Origin of the sequence: Brevibacillus dissolubilis, assembly GCF_006170445.1 — a bacterium.
GTDB lineage: Bacteria > Bacillota > Bacilli > Brevibacillales > Brevibacillaceae > Brevibacillus_B > Brevibacillus_B dissolubilis.
Genome location: NZ_VCNA01000003.1, coordinates 444,240 through 460,607, shown reverse-complemented (window position 1 = coordinate 460,607; position 16,368 = coordinate 444,240). Strand labels below are relative to the sequence as shown.

The following is a 16,368-nucleotide window of genomic DNA, read 5'->3' as shown; positions in this document are numbered from 1 at the left end:
CCTATCATGAAAAAATTCGTCAAAGGTTTCCTTAGCACCATCGCTCTCGCTGCTCTCGTCGTCACTGGCTGCGGCAGTCAGGAAACCGCAGGCAAACCAGCAGAGACCGTCCGCTTCGGCTATTTCCCGAACCTGACCCATATGGCTGCCATCGTTGGTCTTGAAAAAGGCTTTTACCAGGAAGAACTGGGAAAGGTGAAGCTGGAGACGAAGACCTTCCCGAACGGCGGTCTGTTCATGGAAGCAATGTCCACCGGCCAGATCGACTACGGCTATGTCGGCCCAGGCCCCGCGATGAATAACTATCTGAAAAACCCGACCCACCAGCTGCTCGCAGGTGCGGTCAACGGTGGTGCAGTGCTTGTCGTCCGTGGTGATTCCGATATCAACAGCCTCAAAGACCTCGACGGCAAACGCATCGCGATCCCGGTCATCGGCTCGACCCAAGACATCATGCTCCGCAAAGCGCTCAAAGAAGTGGGTCTCAGCACCAAAACCAGCGGCGGTACGGTTGACATGATCGCCCAAGCACCTGCCGACACCGCGACCCTGTTCCTGCAAAAAGACGTCGACGGCGCTTCCACCCAAGAACCATGGGGTGTCAATCTGGAGACCAAAGCAGGCGGCAAGCTGCTGCTCAACTGGGATCAGTTCGCATGGGGCAAAGACTCCACCAACACCGTCGTACTCGGAACCAAAGCCTTCACCGAAACCAACCCGGAGCTGACCAAAAAGCTGCTCAAAGCACATGTCCGCTCCATCGAGTTCATCCGTGAGAACCCGGAAGAAGCGCGCAAGCTCATGATCAAGCATCTCAAAGACCTGACCGGCAAAGAGCTCAATGAAAATGACATCAAAGCCGCGATGGAACGAAGCGAAGCCACCTATGAAGTCAACGAAGACGTGCTCAAAGAGATGGCAGCGATCAGCAAAGAGGCAGGCTACACACAATCCGACAACATCGACGGTTTCGTGAACCTGTCCTACCTGCAAGAGGTATTAAAAAAATAAAGACGGAACCTTTTACGCAAGAGCATCCGACCCGATGTACGCAGACGAGTGTGTGCAGAGGAGATCGGATGTTTTTTGCATGAGTTGGCTATTTTTTTAGCATAGAAGAACCGCTTTAATCCCACCCTACCAGTAACGATATGGAAAGGGGAGGATTTCCAATGGCAGACCCACTGAACGATTCAACCCACGGCACCAATGTACCACTAGAGGGCACAGGAGCAGATGCCGGTATGAACAACGCTGTGGCGGCTCCTGCATATGAGGGTCAGAGCACGACTGCAACGGACGTTCATGCTGCGACACCACAAGACTATCGTCCGGCAACAGGCGGCACCGTCGTGATCTCTGGTGGACAAGCGAATCCAACAGAAGGACACGGTATGAGCTATGCAGCAACCCCAACCCCAACCGCTGACGGAACCACCAACACTACCGCTGCAGGAGCAGACATCTACGAACAAGCCAACACCGTCCTCGCCTCTCTGATCCATGATCTCTGTGATACGTTGGAGGTGCAGGACGCCGAGAAATTTAAACGGATCGGCTACCAAATGATCGCCCGCTACAGTCAAAAACCGATGAACACAGGGGAACTCACCCTGATTTTCGCCAGTGTCCTGCAAGATATCCTAGCCAAGCTGGAGATGGCTGAGCAGAATGGCAATATGACCGAGGTCCGCGATTCCTATACGATCATGCGCTTGGAGGAGTAGCCCGGATGAGATTCGGCTTCCACGCATCGATCCGCGAAGGCTATCTCGGTGCCGCAGAGACCGCTTTGGCACACGGAGCCTCGGCTTTTCAATATTTCCCGAAAAACCCGCGCAGCCTGACGGTCAAAGCCTTCGACCAGCGGAGCGCCGAGGCTTGCCGCCGCTTTTGTGAGGAGCACGGCCTCATCTCCATCGCCCACACCCCATACCCGACCAACCTGTGTACCGAAGAGCCTGAGCTGCGCGCTGTCACGATCGCTTCTGTTCTAAATGACCTCGCCATCACAGATGCCTGCGGATCGGTCGGGGTGGTCGTCCACTTCGGCCAGTACAAAGGCAGGGAGACCGACCCGCTGTACGGCTACCAGCTCATGATCAAGACCCTCAACGAAATTCTGGAGCAATGGCAGGGACAAAGCCTCATCCTGCTTGAAAACAACGCAGGCCAAGGCAATCGCATGGGGACAACACTTGAGGAGCTGGTCCAGATCCACAAGCTGATCAAGCACCCGCAAAAAGTCGGCTTCTGCCTCGACACCTGCCACGCCTTCGCCAGCGGCATCTGGAACGGCAACAACTGGCCCGACGTCATGACCAAGGCGCGTGAGCTCGGCTATCTGGAGCACCTGCGCGCCATCCATCTAAATGACTCCATGTACCCGACCCAATCTTACCGCGACAGGCATGCCCAGATCGGCAGAGGGGAGATTGGGGAGAAGGCGTTTCGTGAGATGCTTTTTTCGCTTGAGATACGCGATCGTGACTTACCACTCGTGCTGGAGACCCCTGCAACGGCAGCGTATGGGCACCCAGAGGAGATTCGGTATCTCAAGGAGCTGACAGAAGAGCTGGTCGCACAATAGGCAGGGGAGTAGAAGTTGATCTGCCAACCGCCAACCTTTCGCCACACCTGGAGTGGAAACACCTCGCCCAAACATGGTAGAATGCATAAGATACATATACGCGTGCCAGACACGCCAAAACTAACTGTCCGAGGCGATACCCTATGAAACGTACCATTAAAGTAACGATCCACAATTACGACCAAATCAAAGAAAACCTCAACAACCCAGACGAAATCCAACTCTTCGAAAAAGCGAACGGCAATCTCTACGAAGCAGACATCGAACCAGACGGCTATGCTGTCATCGAGTTTGAAGGCTCCGACGATTACATCGAGCTGGCTCCAGACGAGTATCAGCTGATGATTACCGAATGGAAGGTAGCCGGCAAAATCGGAGATATGGTCATCGAGACGATGTCTGATCCAAACGATGACACCGCCCTTCTCTACCGTGGAGTAGACGGCATCGGCAACGAAGTCCAAGCCTCGCAATCATTCCCGAAAAAGCTCGTGGAGCTGCTGAACAAGGCATGGTTTGCTGTGGAGAAGAAGAAAGTGGTTGAGATGGACGAGGAGTAAGGCAAGGTAAGAAACAGTAAAAACCACCGTGTTCCCGAGGAGAACATGGTGGTTCCTGTTTTTAATAGGGGGATTTGAATTTATCCTTATATTTGCTCTTTACCTTTTCTCGTAGTTTCGCATACGACTCATCATGCTTCGCTTCTTCCTTCTCACCATCGTCGGTTCCGTCTATGTTATATTTCCCCTGATTTACGGCAATTACTGAAAATTTTTCGCCGTTCACTTTTCGAAGGAAGAGCAAGTATTGCTTCCCTTTTTCCATGACTGAATAGCCTTCATCAATTAGCATGATTTTTTCTTTTCCATCCAAATTAGTTGTAATGGCTGCATTCTGATTTACAAAAATAATCTTCTCGGAATGTGTACCTTTTAGGATTTCATTAATCTTGATCTCAGAAGGTGTATAGAAATCTTCAAATCGACCTGCTTGGTTATACGTAACAACAGCGGTCTCTTCCTCGAATTTTTTTACGGGGCTACCTATAACAACTAGATCGGCCCGATTTTCTAATTCTTCTACAGTACTGTAAGTGATATGTGTACCTTGAACAACAGCTTTTTGGATTGGCTCATGAATGCTTTGCTTCGAACTGGTTGAGCCGATTGTAAGAGAAGCCCCGAGCAGTACGACTAGGGAAAGTCCTGTGAATATCAATGATTTAGAACGAACATTCATAAATTAATATCCCCACTTCGTCTTCAAATTTGTTTTATCGAGTGTTTGAGGGACTGTATACTGAACCCCATCCCACCCTTGTCTCATAATTGCTGATCCAGAAGCAGGATGATTTAGACTTAACGCATGACCAACTTCATGGGCATATGTGGATTGATGGAAATAATTGTTATCTCCGAATTCCTCTTCCATTACTAATTCATATCCATATACATCGGTCACATCCCATATATTAACATATGTTGAATCATATTTAGCGTTACCGAACGTATCGTAGTAGTAAGGGTACATTCGGCCAACCACTCCATCCGTGTTATAGGAAGTTGTGTTACAAATAACACTCATTTTGGCTCCAGTATTATTATTAGAAACATAAACTTTTGAACTAACACCGTTCCAACTATTTGCACCTGTTTTCATCATAGTAGAATATGTGCTATTTGGGGCACCGGAAATAACATATTTTAAACTGCTCACTACCGATGAGGGATAACCGCCAGAATAGAGGTCAGCACCATTGACAATCTGTCCAAAACCAAATAATAATGTTGGAATTACAATTACTTTCAATAGCTGAAGCGTCTCACTTAATGAATCTTCCTAAAATTTGTTAAAAACGAAAATGAATATACAACTCCCAAAATGTTTAGTCAATACAATTAATGGAATATTTATTTCTTGTTATAAAATTTGTAAACTAAAATTCTGTATATGCGTGTCTTGAAAAAACAATCAGGCATAGACTTTACTGATGTTCTACATAAAAAAGAGGTTCACGTTTCCCTGACCCTTAAAAAGATCAGGTGAACATGAACCTCTTTTGCTAATAGCTTATAACGAAAGAAATTTCAATAGTGATTAATCCACTCCTACATCTCTTCCGGCGCCTGCAACCCTAACAGTCGCAGACCCTCTTTCAACACTTCAATCACCGCAGCGACCAGATGCAGGCGGGACTCTTTCACCGCTTCATCCTCAGCGACGATACGTACATGCGCATAGAACTTGTTAAATGTCTGCGCCAACAGAATCACATAACGCGCCACCTGTGACGGGTCGAAGTCCTCCAATGCACGCTCCAGCACCTCTGGGAAGCGCAGAAGCTCGGTTACAACCGCCCAGGATTCGTCGCCCTCGAGTGCACCTTCTACGATGTTGATCTCGCCGCCCGGCACATAGCCGCCGCGCTTCAAGAGGGAGCAGGCACGAGCATGGGTATATTGCACATACGGCCCGGTCTCGCCTTCGAAGGTCAGCATCTCTTCCCAAGAGAAGTTGATATCATTGAGGCGGAAGTGCTTGAGATCGTGGAAAATTACCGCGCCGACACCTACTTGACGAGAGACAGCGTCTTTGTCAGCAAGTGTTGGATTTTTCTCTTCAATAACCTGTTTGACATCGTGGATCGCTTGGGCCAGAACTTCCTCAAGCAGAACCACTTTCCCTTTACGGGTGGACATCTTTTTGCCGTCCTTGAGCATCATGCCAAATGGGATGTGGTGCATGTTTTTCGCCCAGTCGTAGCCCATTTTCTCCAGCACCTTGAACACTTGCTGGAAGTGCAGACGCTGCTCGCCGCCTACGCAGTAGAGAGCTTTGGCAAAATCGAACTCTTCATGACGATAGAGCGCAGCTGCCAGGTCACGGGTGGCATAGAGGGTAGCGCCGTCGCGTTTTTTGATCAGGCAAGGAGGCATGTCGTATTCCTCGAGGGAGACGACCATCGCGCCTTCGGATTCGGTCAGGAGACCTTTTTGCTCGAGCAGGTCAACGATGCGGTCCATTTTATCATTATAGAAGGCTTCGCCTGCGGTGGAGTCGAAGGATACGCCGAGCAGGTCGTAGATTTTCATAAACTCTTGCAGGGATTCGTCACGGAACCATTGCCACAGGTGCTTGGCTTCCTCGTCACCGTCTTCGAGCTTTTTGAACCACTCGCGGCCTTGATCCTCAAGGGATTTGTCATGCTCGGCTTCTTCGTGGAACTTGATGTAGAGGGTGAGCAGCTCCTTGATCGGCTCTGCTTTGACCGCTTCTTCATCGCCCCATTTTTTGTACGCCACGATCAGCTTACCGAACTGGGTGCCCCAGTCACCGAGGTGGTTGATGCGGATTGGTTGGTAGCCGTGCTTGCTCAGGATGTTGGCTGTCGCATTCCCGATGACAGTGGAGCGCAGGTGGCCCATGGAGAACGGCTTCGCGATGTTCGGGGAGGAGAGGTCGATCGGCACGTTACGGCCTTGGCCGATGTTGGTATCACCGTAGGCAGAGCCTTGGCTGATTACGGTTTGGATCACGTTGTGGGTCACGGCATGCTGGTTGAAGAAGAAGTTGAGGTATGGACCTGCTACCTGTACTTCTTTAAAAAGCGGATCTTGGATGTGACCAGCCAGCTCTTGGGAGATCATCGGCGGCGCTTTGCGCAGGGCTTTTGCCAATTGGAAGCAAGGGAACGCGACGTCACCCATTTTTGGGTTTGGCGGGGTTTCCAGCATATCCAGTACTTTTTCGGTGGAGAAGTCTTCGACACCCAGTTGGGTCAGGGCGCTGTTGATTTTTTCAGCGACGAGTTGTTTGTAGCTCATGTGCGTAATCATCCTTTCTCTTCATCAGAACATCCAGTAGAACATCAAAAAACCTCTCATCTCTTCCGACGGCGCAGATCGCATTGACCTGTACCAAGGAAGAGACGAGAGGTTGATATCTCCCGCGGTGCCACTCTTTTTGTCCCCATTGCTTCTGTGCGGCATGTCTACAGACAAGACAGGCAGGCACAGGATGGAAACCGACTCAAGCTGCTATATCGGGCAGACCCGTCAAGTCCTACACAGCATTTTTTGACCTGTCTGTACAGTACGTCTATATCGACATTGTACAGGGGAGGGAAAAAAGCGTTCAGACCTGCATCTCCGAGGTGCGCTTCTGCAACGGCTCCGCACCGGGCTTCCACCATCCCCGGCTCGCTTAGGCGATTTAGCTGTATGCATACTCTCCTCATCAGCGATTACATATTACTGTCATATTATAGCGATCAAGCGGGGAGTTTGCAACTTTATCCTTCCGTGAATCCCCAATTTTATCTTGTGGGGCAAGCCTTATTGTTAACCGCGCTTACGCAGCTGCTCAAGCTTCGCAAAAAACTCCTTGGTGAAGGCATCCTTATCCTCTGCTGCAGCAAAATCCTGCTTGTAGCGGGCCAGCGCTTCGAGGATCGCCTGCTCCTCTTCGGCATCCCCTTCGATGTCGAAGTTCTCCGTCGGGTCAAAATAAACCAGACGCTCGTCATGACCGGTGCGCAGGTAGACCTTCTGCCAATGCTCCGGGTACTGGTACGGTGCATCGCCCAGCACGATCGACAGCACGTCGTCGGAATCAAGCGGCAGGAAGTAGTCGTAGGCGTCACGGTGGCCACCCTCGGAGAGATTATAATGAATAAAATGATAGCGCAGGTAATGCTGCCCGGTCGCCTTTTCCTTCACGACGGAGTAGATGTCAAATTCATTTTGGGAAAGTTCCTTCACGGTCTCCAGAGTGGAGAGGAACTCGCTTTTGGTGGGAAGTTGGTCGTGCTCTTGCATGAGGGGTATCGCTCCTTTCATGGTTTTATCGTAGCAGATGGGGAGAAGAGTGACAACAGAGTGGGTGCAACGGGCAGCGGGCGGAGCGGACCCACGATTATCTTGCCGGTCTGGGACAAGCCGTCCGCAGAGAAAAAAGGAGAGGCATCAGCCCCTCCTTTTACCCAGCTCGTTACGAGCGATGTCATTCGGTTTAGTCTTCTGCTGCACCTACGATGACCAAGAGGATGAACAGAACCAGAATCAACGCGAAGCAATCACCAAAACCGCCGCCAAAGAATGATGTACTCATAATGTAACTCCTCCTTTTGGGTTATGCTTCAGTCTATACGCCAATGCCCGCTTTGGTTTGGGCATTCGCCCAGAGGCTGACAAAAATGGGCGGCTGTCACGATTCGACTATACAACTGGAAAAAAATGAGATGTTGACGAAGATTGATGATGATGTTAATATTACAGATAGTCAAATATTAGTAATTCTCTTATCAAGAGAGGCGGAGGGACTGGCCCTACGAAGCCTCGGCAACCGACAATCAGGTGCCAATTCCAGCAAAGCAGTACGCTTGAGAGATGAGAGAGGGGACTAAAACATGTTTGAATCGTTATGTCATCCTCTGCTCGATTTTTCGAGAGAGGATTTTTTTATTTTATCTTAGACAGGAATGAGGAGTAGGAATGAGTAAACCAACACTTCAAGAGCAACTCGCCCGAAAAATCTTAATTTTAGACGGTGCAATGGGGACGATGCTGCAACAGGCGGATCTGACCGCAGAAGACTTCGGCGGAGAAGACCTGGAAGGCTGCAACGAGATGCTGGTACTGACTCGTCCAGATGTGATTCTTGGCATTCATGAGACCTATTTTGAAGCGGGTGCTGATATCATCGAGACGAATACGTTCGGGGCGACTGATATTGTACTTGCTGAATACGACATTTCCGAAAAAGACATGGAAATCAACATCGCGGCAGCCAAAATCGCGAAGGAAGCGGCGGACAAGTACTCCACACCAGAATGGCCGCGCTATGTGGCAGGTTCGATGGGGCCAACCACCAAGACGCTGGCATTGACGGGCGGCGTGACTTTTGAGCAGTTGGTGAACTCTTACTACCGTCAGGCAAAAGGCTTGATGGAGGGCGGCGTCGATCTTCTTTTGTTAGAAACTTCGCAAGATACGCTCAATGTCAAAGCAGGCGGCATCGGGATTCGTCAGGCCTTCGAAGAGCTTGGATATGAAATCCCGGTGATGATCTCCGGGACGATTGAGCCAATGGGCACCACGTTAGCTGGTCAGAATATTGAGGCTTTTTATATCTCCATTGAACACTTGAACCCGATTACCGTGGGTCTGAACTGTGCGACCGGCCCTGAATTCATGCGCGACCATATCCGTTCCCTCGCAGAGATCGCGCAATGTGGCATCAGCTGTTACCCGAACGCGGGTCTGCCGGATGAAAACGGACAATACCATGAATCTCCACAAAGCCTTGCGACCAAGGTGGCTGCTTTTGCTGAGCGTGGCTGGATCAACATCGCAGGCGGCTGCTGCGGGACCACACCAGACCACATCCGTGCCCTGGCCGAGACCTTAAAAGACTACAAGCCACGCACCGAAACCAAGCCACACCTGCCAGCAGTATCCGGCATTGAGGTGCTGTATATCGAAAAAGAAAACCGTCCACTGCTCGTCGGTGAGCGTACCAATGTCATCGGTTCCAAGAAATTCCGTGAGATGATCGCCGCAGGCCAATACGAGGAAGCCTCTGACATCGCCCGTGCCCAAGTGCGTAAAGGCGCACATGTTATCGACGTGTGTCTTGCTGACCCGGACCGCGATGAGCTGGCTGACATGGAGCAGTTCCTGCAATTCGTCGTGAAAAAAGTAAAAGCTCCACTCATGATCGACTCTACCGATAAGAAAGTCATCGAGCTGGGCCTCAAATATTCCCAAGGGAAAGCCATCATCAACTCGATTAACTTAGAGGATGGTCTGGAGCGTTTTGAAGAGATCGTCCCATTGATTCATAAATACGGTGCAGCTGTGGTCGTCGGTACCATCGATGAACAGGGCATGGCGGTATCGCGTGAGCGCAAGCTGGCGGTAGCGAAGCGTTCCTACGAGATCCTTGTGAATGATTTTGGCTTGAAGCCGGAGGATATCATTTTTGACCCGCTTGTCTTCCCGGTTGGTACAGGGGATGAGCAGTACATCGGCTCCGCATTGGAGACGGTAGAGGGGATCCGCCTGATCAACGAGCATTTCCCAGAGTGCAAGCAGATCCTTGGGGTAAGTAATGTATCATTCGGTCTGCCTGCCGCAGGACGCGAAGTGCTTAACGCTGTATTCATCTACCACTGTACATTGGCAGGGCTTGACTATGCGATCGTCAACACCGAGAAGCTGGAGCGCTACGCTTCGATTCCAGAGGATGAGCGCAAGCTGGCAGAAGACCTGCTGTTCCGCACCAATGATGAGACACTCGCTACCTTCACTGACTTCTATCGTGTGAAGAAAAAGGTAGAAGTAAAAGAGGTCTCCAACCTGACATTGGAAGAACGTCTCGCAAGCTATGTAGTAGAAGGCTCCAAAGACGGCCTGATCCCAGACCTGCAGCTGGCACTGGAAAAATACGTTCCGCTCGATATCATCAACGGCCCACTGATGGCCGGGATGGAAGAGGTAGGCCGCCTGTTCAACGGCAACCAGCTGATCGTCGCCGAGGTATTGCAAAGTGCCGAGGTCATGAAAGCGTCTGTAGCGTTCCTTGAGCCGTTCATGGAAAAATCCGACTCCGCCTCCAAAGGCAAGATCCTGCTCGCCACCGTAAAAGGCGACGTGCATGACATCGGGAAAAACTTGGTAGAGATCATTCTAGGCAACAACGGCTACGAGATCGTCAACCTCGGGATCAAGGTACCACCAGAGCAATTGATCCAAGCCGCCCGCGAGACAAAGCCGGACATGATCGGTCTCTCCGGTCTCTTGGTAAAATCCGCCCAACAGATGATCACCACAGCTCAAGATTTAAAAGAAGCAGGCATTGATGTGCCGATCCTCGTCGGCGGTGCCGCGCTCACCCGCAAATTTACCCATACCCGCATCGCACCGGAGTACGATGGCCTCGTCCTCTACGCCAAGGATGCGATGGATGGTCTAGATATCGCCAACAAGCTGAGCAACCCGAAAGATCGCGAAGTACTCGCAGCCGAGACCAGAGAAACAGTTGAGAACTACAAAGCAGGCAACGCAGAAGCTGTCCAAGCGGCACCAGCAGCACCTGTGGAGAAAAGACGCTCGACAACAAGTACCACTACACCTGTCTATCTGCCGCCAGACACCGAGCGCCATGTCCTGCGTGACTATCCAATCGCTCACCTGCAGCCATATGTCAACCTCCGTATGCTCCTCGGTAAACACCTTGGTGTACGCGGCAACGTAGACAAACTGCTGGCAGAAGGCGATGCCAAAACAACCGAGCTCTACAGCATCGTCGAAGAGCTGCTGACCGAAGCACGTGACAAAGAACTGATCAAGCCACAAGGGATGTACCGCTTCTTCCCGGCACAGTCCGAGGGCGATGACATCATCATCTATCATCCACAAGATACTACTCAAGTGCTGGAGCGCTTCACCTTCCCGCGTCAGCCGCAAGAGCCGTTCCTCTGCCTCGCAGACTTCCTGCGTCCGGTGGAGAGCGGTGAGATGGATTATGTCGGTTTCATCTCTGTTACAGCAGGTGCAGGTGTGCGTGAGATGGCTCAAGAATGGAAGGAAAAAGGCGATTATCTGCGCTCCCACGTCCTACAGGCGGTGGCACTGGAGCTCGCCGAAGCCTTCGCAGAGCGTCTCCACCACGTGATGCGCGATGTATGGGGCTTCCCGGATGCACCGGAGATGACCATGCTGGAGCGTTTCGGCGCCCGTTACCAAGGGATTCGTGTCTCTTTCGGCTATCCTGCATGTCCGAACCTGGAAGATCAGGAAAAACTGTTCCGTCTCATGAAACCAGAGGATATCGGCGTACAGTTGACAGATGGCTTCATGATGGACCCGGAAGCATCTGTTACCGCGATGGTCTTTGCCCACCCAGAAGCACGCTACTTTAATGCGACGCCAGCTCTCGAAGTAGAAGTATAGGGAACAGGGAGAGGAAGAGAAACCATATGACGAACCGTAAAAATCTAAGAGAATATCTCAAAGAACATATCCTTGTCGGCGATGGCGCGATGGCGACACAGCTCTACCAGCGGGGCGTACCCGTTGGTGTGAGCTACGAGGAGCTTTGCCTGACCAATCCAGGGCTGGTACGCGAAGTCCACACCGCTTACTACAACGCAGGAGCACGGATGCTTGAGACCAACACGTTCAGCGCCAACCGTGACAGCCTGTCCCGCTACGGTCTGGAGAGCAAGGTGACCAAGATCAACATGGCAGCCGTGCAGATCGCCCGCGAAGCGGCCCGTGACGATGCATTCGTCGTCGGTGCGATGGGTTCGATCATCGCCGGACGCGTCCGCAATCAGCAAATTCACGAGTACGCCGATCAGTTCGAGCAGCAGGCGATGGCTCTCTTGCATGCCGGAGTCGATGGCATCCTGCTGGAGACCTTCCTCGACCTCGACGAGCTGCTCCTTGCTGTCGATGTGGTGCGCGGCTTGACCGACCTGCCGATCATCTCCCAGCTGGCCCTGCTTGAAGTGGGCAGCACCCGTGACGGTTACAGCCTGACTGATGCCTTTGCCCAGCTCAAACAGGCAGGTACAGACATCGTCGGCCTCAACTGCCGTCTCGGTCCTGCCGAGGTGCTGCGTTCTTTTGAATCGACCATCGTCCCAGACGATCTCTATATTTCTGCATTCCCAAACGCAGGGCGTCTTGGCTCCGTAGACGGGGAGCTGGCCTACAAATCAAGCCCGGAATACTTCGGCGAGAGCGCCCTGCGTCTGCGTGAACAAGGCGTCCGCATCATCGGTGGCTGTTGTGGGACGACACCAGGCCACATCCGTGCCATGGTAGATAAGTTGGGCGACCTGCCACCTGTCGAGCGCGTCAATCCGACAGTGACCCAGCCACAGGAAGAGGGAGCAGGGATTTACACCGTTCAGCCGCGCCACCAGCCTAGCATTGTGGAGCTGGTCAAGGAACGCCCGACCATCATCGTTGAGTTCGACCCGCCAAAAGACTTGGATGCCGAGCACTTCCTTCGCGGCTGTTGTGAACTGCATACCGCCGGGGCTGACGCGGTTACCCTTGCTGACAACTCACTTGCCAATGTCCGTATGAGCAACATGGCACTGGGTGCATTGATGAAGCAACACTACAACATCGACCCGCTCCTGCACATCGCCTGCCGTGACCGTAACCTGATCGGTCAGCAATCCCACCTGATGGGCCTGCATGCACTCGGGATCGACCAAGTGCTGGTCATCACCGGCGACCCATCCCGTTTCGGTGATCTGCCGGGAGCAAGCTCTGTCTTTGATGTCAGCTCCTTTGACCTGATCCGCATGATCAAGCAGCTCAATGAAGGCATCTCCTTCTCAGGCCGCCAGCTCAAGCAAAAATCCCGCTTCGTCGTCGGGGCTGCTTTTAACCCGCACGTCCGCCACATGGACGCCGCCGTGGCCCGTCTGGAGAAAAAAGTAGAGGCAGGCGCTGATTACATCATGACCCAGCCTGTCTACGATGCCGAGACGATCATCAAAATCTATGAAGCGACCAAGCACATCGACATTCCCATCTTCATCGGCATCATGCCGCTCACCAGCTCCCGCAACGCCGAGTTCCTCCACAACGAGGTACCAGGCATCAAGCTGTCTGACAAAGCCCGTGAGCGTATGAAAGAAGTCCAAGGTGAGGAAGCCCGCCGCGTCGGTAACGAGATGGCGAAGGAACTGATCGATGTCACTCTGAAATACTTCAACGGGATCTATCTGATCACACCGTTTGACTATTATGGAATGACGGTAGAGTTGACCAAGTATGTGATGGAGAAATCCAAGGTTCCAGCTTTGGTAAATGAGAGTAAGGCTTTGTAGGTTTGATAGAAACGGAAAAAAGCGCTCCTGTCTCCGCGACAGTGGAGCGCTTTTTTCCTCTCATAAACATATGGTAAAAGGAGGGAATAAGCTAAGGGGAGACAAGCGATGAGAAGAATCCTGTTTCCAGATCCGCAGAAAAAAGGCATTGTAAGCGCTCTGATCGGTTTTGTGTTATTCGTGGCTGTGATTGTGCCGTTCCTCATGACTAATGAAGGCGCCATTAGGATTTCGTTTGAGAACAACACCGATGCTCCCTTTGATGTAAGCATGCTTACTTTTCAATACGATGGGATACTAAGCAGTCAAACCATCAAGGGGACGGACTTGATACAGAATAACTACGAGCCGAATTACTATTATCAATACATCACGGCCCAACGCTTAGGCAAGGGAACTGTCCATTTCACCATGCGGGATAAGCAAGGACGTGAAGTGGCAGATGGCGAGATCATCATGCCGTTTCGCCTCGGTACCACCTGGTTCTTGACTTTTGTCATCGACGATAAAGAGCCAGTGTCGGAGTGTATGGAGGGAAGTGCAGCCCTCAAGTTGCCGAATAACGGGAAAGATGGGGCATCGTTGTATTTGCGTTGGTGTAGGAGTGGTTATAATCCTGTTTTTAGATTCCAATAGGCTTTCTCTCATTCAAATAGAACCCCACTTACTTTTTATTCGGGTATAATAAAAAGAAAGCATAAGCGAGGAAAGGACATCTGCTGCTATGAACGAACAAGTGATCATTATCGGTGCAGGCCCCTGCGGTCTGTCTGCCGCTGTCGAACTGAAAAAACGTGGCATCGACCCACTTATTATTGAAAAAGGAACGCTCGTCAACGCTGTCTATAACTACCCGACCTACATGATTTTCCACAGTACTCCGGAACGCTTGGAGATCGGGGGAGTGCCGTTTGTGACGCCCAACGAAAAGCCGACACGGCTGGAGGCATTGACGTATTACCGTCTGGTAGCCGAACGCAGTGGGCTGCGGATTCATACGTATGAGACGGTTACGTCTGTGGAGCGTATGAATGCGGAAGGGCTCAACTCGGCGGGAGCTGCCGACCACGCGCTTACGGGAGAACAGGCGGGCGGCCTGTCTTTTGCAAACGTGCCACACAGTCCGCAGACCAACTTCACCGTCCATACCACTGACCGCTTCGGCAAGAACCACACCTACACCTCTGCTCATCTGATCATCGCAACAGGCTATTTTGACCAGCCTAACAAGCTTGGTGTGTCAGGCGAAGATCTGCCAAAGGTCTCTGCTTACTACAAAGAAGCCCACCCGTATGCCGGATTAAAGGTGGCGATCATCGGCAGCAGCAACTCCGCCGTCGACTCCGCACTAGACCTGATGCGTACAGGGGCAGAGGTGACGGTGATCTGCCGAAGTGAAGCCCTCTCTCCGCGCGTTAAAGCTTGGACACGCCCCCTGTTTGAGAGTGCTGCGGAAAAAGGAGATATTCGTATCATGTACAATAGCGTGGTGCGTGAAATTCACGAACAGCATATTATAGTAGAAACAAAACAGCCAGAGGACGATGCGGCTGGTACGCTCGATCCAACCGATGATGTCAGAAAAGACACTCAGCCGAATGAAGCTACCCATGTCCTGACTGAACTGCCCAACGACTTCGTACTCGCCCTGATCGGTTACCGACCCGACCGCACGCTGCTCGCATCCATGGACGCCCAGCTGGATGATGAGACCGGAGCACCTGTGACCAACCCAGATACTATGGAAACTAATATTCCCAACCTGTATGTAGCCGGTGTGATCGTCTCTAGTCGTCATGCCAATGAGATTTTTATTGAGAATGGCCGTTTTCACGGGGAACTGATCGCGAAGGAGATCGCGGCAAAACTCGAAGCAAAACCCGAAGCAACACCAACCTGATCTCCCGTATCTTTGCGTTTGATCAATAGCGGTTCGGGATACGCAAAAAGCAAACCTTTTGCATGTTTGGCTCGTCACATATATGAACCGGTACTTGGCTTTTTTGCATAGGAAAACAGCGAAGGGGGCTGTACCATGTCGATTTGGATGCTATGGGTAGGCGGTCTCGGTGGAGTTTTACTATTTGGCTATATCTACGATGTCGTTGCCAAACGAAAAAGGATGTCCACCTCATATGAACATCCCGAATCACACAGAGGAGACGCGACTCCAGATACGGCTGCAGCTGAAGCCCATTTTCACGTATCGAATTACCGCAATGGTCAGTTCGGCGGCGGACCCGATGGTGGTGGTGGCGGGGTCTGATTTACAATCTAAGCTGCACGCTACGTTGTCAGTTACGCGAGCGGATGCCAGCCCTTTTCCCGAAGCCACTCACTTAGCACACCGAACAGCCGCAGTCGCTCTTCCCGCGTAAAATTGGCATTCGCTCCACTGGTAGAGGGGACGAGGAACACATAAGCCCCGTCCCATTCGTCATTGCCAAAAAACAGCCCGTCCTGCAAGCCGACACTCACTTTTTCCTTATGCCGCCCTGTCGCATGACGAAACGCGGTCACTCCATTAAAGCAAATCACCCGTGGACGATACGTCTGGACCATCTGGACAAAATTCGCCGTGCCTTCGGCAAAATCGTTTTTGCCAAGATCGCCTGACCCATGTGTCGGCTTCGCTACAAGGTCGGTAATGCCATAGTTGCAGTCAAGCAGGTGCATTGTCTCCTCTGGCTTCAGCTGCACCGGTGTCAGCCCGCCCTCATACAGCCCGCGCCAGAACAGATTGGCGGGATTGGCATAGTGAAATCCCTTGGTGGCAGAGACCCGTCCCGGATTAATGCCGCAGAAGAGGACGGTTAGGCCGTGCCGGATGTAGGTGGGAAGCCATTTATCTGAAAAATCTTCCACAGGTATACCCCCTTGGTAAAAAAGACCTTCACCATCGCCCTTGTACATAAGCGATAGG

Annotated in this window: 15 protein-coding genes, 1 riboswitch and 1 other annotated feature; of the genes, 9 read left to right on the top strand and 6 right to left on the bottom strand. The window is 51.7% G+C overall.

What is annotated here, in order from left to right; genetic code table 11:
- Positions 1-6: 6 nt before the first annotated feature.
- The 4 genes from FGI41_RS08290 (at position 7) to FGI41_RS08275 (ending at position 3,150) form a co-directional block, all read left to right on the top strand.
- A complete protein-coding gene (locus tag FGI41_RS08290; RefSeq protein WP_139489481.1) occupies positions 7-1,011 on the top strand; it encodes an aliphatic sulfonate ABC transporter substrate-binding protein in 1,005 nt (334 codons plus the stop codon).
- A 161-nt stretch (positions 1,012-1,172) separates the two neighbouring features.
- Positions 1,173-1,727 carry a hypothetical protein gene (locus tag FGI41_RS25390; protein WP_255298375.1) on the top strand — a complete coding sequence of 185 codons (555 nt, stop codon included), beginning with the start codon at positions 1,173-1,175 and terminating at the stop codon, positions 1,725-1,727.
- Positions 1,728-1,732: 5 nt separating this feature from the next.
- Positions 1,733-2,590: a deoxyribonuclease IV gene (locus FGI41_RS08280; RefSeq protein ID WP_139489480.1), complete on the top strand. Its 858-nt coding sequence runs from the start codon at positions 1,733-1,735 to the stop codon at positions 2,588-2,590.
- Between the two features lie 143 nt (positions 2,591-2,733).
- The gene (locus FGI41_RS08275) at positions 2,734-3,150 is read left to right on the top strand and encodes a hypothetical protein (RefSeq protein ID WP_139489479.1); all 417 of its coding nucleotides are present in this window, start codon (positions 2,734-2,736) and stop codon (positions 3,148-3,150) included.
- 61 nt (positions 3,151-3,211) lie between these two features.
- Here FGI41_RS08275 and FGI41_RS08270 read toward each other — a convergent pair whose 3' ends face one another.
- From FGI41_RS08270 to FGI41_RS08250, 5 genes are all read right to left on the bottom strand, one after another.
- A complete protein-coding gene (locus FGI41_RS08270) occupies positions 3,212-3,829 on the bottom strand; it encodes a hypothetical protein (protein ID WP_139489478.1) in 618 nt (205 codons plus the stop codon).
- A gap of 3 nt (positions 3,830-3,832) precedes the next feature.
- Positions 3,833-4,399 carry a hypothetical protein gene (locus FGI41_RS08265; RefSeq protein WP_139489477.1) on the bottom strand — a complete coding sequence of 189 codons (567 nt, stop codon included), beginning with the start codon at positions 4,397-4,399 and terminating at the stop codon, positions 3,833-3,835.
- Between the two features lie 299 nt (positions 4,400-4,698).
- Entirely contained in the window at positions 4,699-6,414 is a 1,716-nt protein-coding gene (gene argS, locus FGI41_RS08260; RefSeq protein ID WP_139489476.1) for an arginine--tRNA ligase, read from the bottom strand.
- 97 nt (positions 6,415-6,511) lie between these two features.
- Positions 6,512-6,839: a binding site (T-box leader), on the bottom strand.
- A 91-nt stretch (positions 6,840-6,930) separates the two neighbouring features.
- Positions 6,931-7,407: a hypothetical protein gene (locus tag FGI41_RS08255; protein ID WP_139489475.1), complete on the bottom strand. Its 477-nt coding sequence runs from the start codon at positions 7,405-7,407 to the stop codon at positions 6,931-6,933.
- A gap of 193 nt (positions 7,408-7,600) precedes the next feature.
- The gene (locus FGI41_RS08250) at positions 7,601-7,699 is read right to left on the bottom strand and encodes a YjcZ family sporulation protein (RefSeq protein WP_139489474.1); all 99 of its coding nucleotides are present in this window, start codon (positions 7,697-7,699) and stop codon (positions 7,601-7,603) included.
- Positions 7,700-7,886: 187 nt separating this feature from the next.
- Positions 7,887-7,984, top strand: a riboswitch (SAM riboswitch).
- A gap of 98 nt (positions 7,985-8,082) precedes the next feature.
- Between FGI41_RS08250 and metH the strand changes: the two genes are divergently transcribed.
- From metH to FGI41_RS08225, 5 genes are all read left to right on the top strand, one after another.
- Positions 8,083-11,544: a methionine synthase gene (metH, locus tag FGI41_RS08245; protein WP_139489473.1), complete on the top strand. Its 3,462-nt coding sequence runs from the start codon at positions 8,083-8,085 to the stop codon at positions 11,542-11,544.
- Between the two features lie 26 nt (positions 11,545-11,570).
- On the top strand, positions 11,571-13,445 hold the full coding sequence (locus FGI41_RS08240) for a bifunctional homocysteine S-methyltransferase/methylenetetrahydrofolate reductase (RefSeq protein WP_139489472.1): 1,875 nt from the start codon (positions 11,571-11,573) through the stop codon (positions 13,443-13,445).
- Between the two features lie 108 nt (positions 13,446-13,553).
- Complete coding sequence (locus tag FGI41_RS08235; RefSeq protein ID WP_139489471.1) at positions 13,554-14,081, top strand: hypothetical protein; 528 nt, start codon at positions 13,554-13,556, stop codon at positions 14,079-14,081.
- Between the two features lie 88 nt (positions 14,082-14,169).
- The gene (locus FGI41_RS08230) at positions 14,170-15,345 is read left to right on the top strand and encodes a YpdA family putative bacillithiol disulfide reductase (RefSeq protein WP_139489470.1); all 1,176 of its coding nucleotides are present in this window, start codon (positions 14,170-14,172) and stop codon (positions 15,343-15,345) included.
- Between the two features lie 135 nt (positions 15,346-15,480).
- Complete coding sequence (locus tag FGI41_RS08225) at positions 15,481-15,711, top strand: hypothetical protein (protein ID WP_139489469.1); 231 nt, start codon at positions 15,481-15,483, stop codon at positions 15,709-15,711.
- Between the two features lie 32 nt (positions 15,712-15,743).
- On the opposite strand, the gene FGI41_RS08220 is transcribed toward FGI41_RS08225, so the two are convergent.
- A complete protein-coding gene (locus FGI41_RS08220) occupies positions 15,744-16,310 on the bottom strand; it encodes a mismatch-specific DNA-glycosylase (protein ID WP_139489468.1) in 567 nt (188 codons plus the stop codon).
- Positions 16,311-16,368: the final 58 nt, after the last annotated feature.

What these genes read in the sequence shown, in the direction of transcription:
- FGI41_RS08240 (WP_139489472.1), top strand. Translation starts at nt 11,571, where the DNA reads ATGACGAACCGTAAAAATCTAAGAGAATATCTCAAAGAACATATCCTT.
- FGI41_RS08230 (WP_139489470.1), top strand. Translation starts at nt 14,170, where the DNA reads ATGAACGAACAAGTGATCATTATCGGTGCAGGCCCCTGCGGTCTGTCT.
- FGI41_RS08255 (WP_139489475.1), bottom strand. Translation starts at nt 7,407, where the DNA reads ATGCAAGAGCACGACCAACTTCCCACCAAAAGCGAGTTCCTCTCCACT.
- FGI41_RS08225 (WP_139489469.1), top strand. Translation starts at nt 15,481, where the DNA reads ATGTCGATTTGGATGCTATGGGTAGGCGGTCTCGGTGGAGTTTTACTA.
- FGI41_RS08270 (WP_139489478.1), bottom strand. Translation starts at nt 3,829, where the DNA reads ATGAATGTTCGTTCTAAATCATTGATATTCACAGGACTTTCCCTAGTC.
- argS (WP_139489476.1), bottom strand. Translation starts at nt 6,414, where the DNA reads ATGAGCTACAAACAACTCGTCGCTGAAAAAATCAACAGCGCCCTGACC.
- FGI41_RS08290 (WP_139489481.1), top strand. Translation starts at nt 7, where the DNA reads ATGAAAAAATTCGTCAAAGGTTTCCTTAGCACCATCGCTCTCGCTGCT.
- FGI41_RS08235 (WP_139489471.1), top strand. Translation starts at nt 13,554, where the DNA reads ATGAGAAGAATCCTGTTTCCAGATCCGCAGAAAAAAGGCATTGTAAGC.
- FGI41_RS08275 (WP_139489479.1), top strand. Translation starts at nt 2,734, where the DNA reads ATGAAACGTACCATTAAAGTAACGATCCACAATTACGACCAAATCAAA.
- metH (WP_139489473.1), top strand. Translation starts at nt 8,083, where the DNA reads ATGAGTAAACCAACACTTCAAGAGCAACTCGCCCGAAAAATCTTAATT.
- FGI41_RS25390 (WP_255298375.1), top strand. Translation starts at nt 1,173, where the DNA reads ATGGCAGACCCACTGAACGATTCAACCCACGGCACCAATGTACCACTA.
- FGI41_RS08280 (WP_139489480.1), top strand. Translation starts at nt 1,733, where the DNA reads ATGAGATTCGGCTTCCACGCATCGATCCGCGAAGGCTATCTCGGTGCC.
- FGI41_RS08250 (WP_139489474.1), bottom strand. Translation starts at nt 7,699, where the DNA reads ATGAGTACATCATTCTTTGGCGGCGGTTTTGGTGATTGCTTCGCGTTG.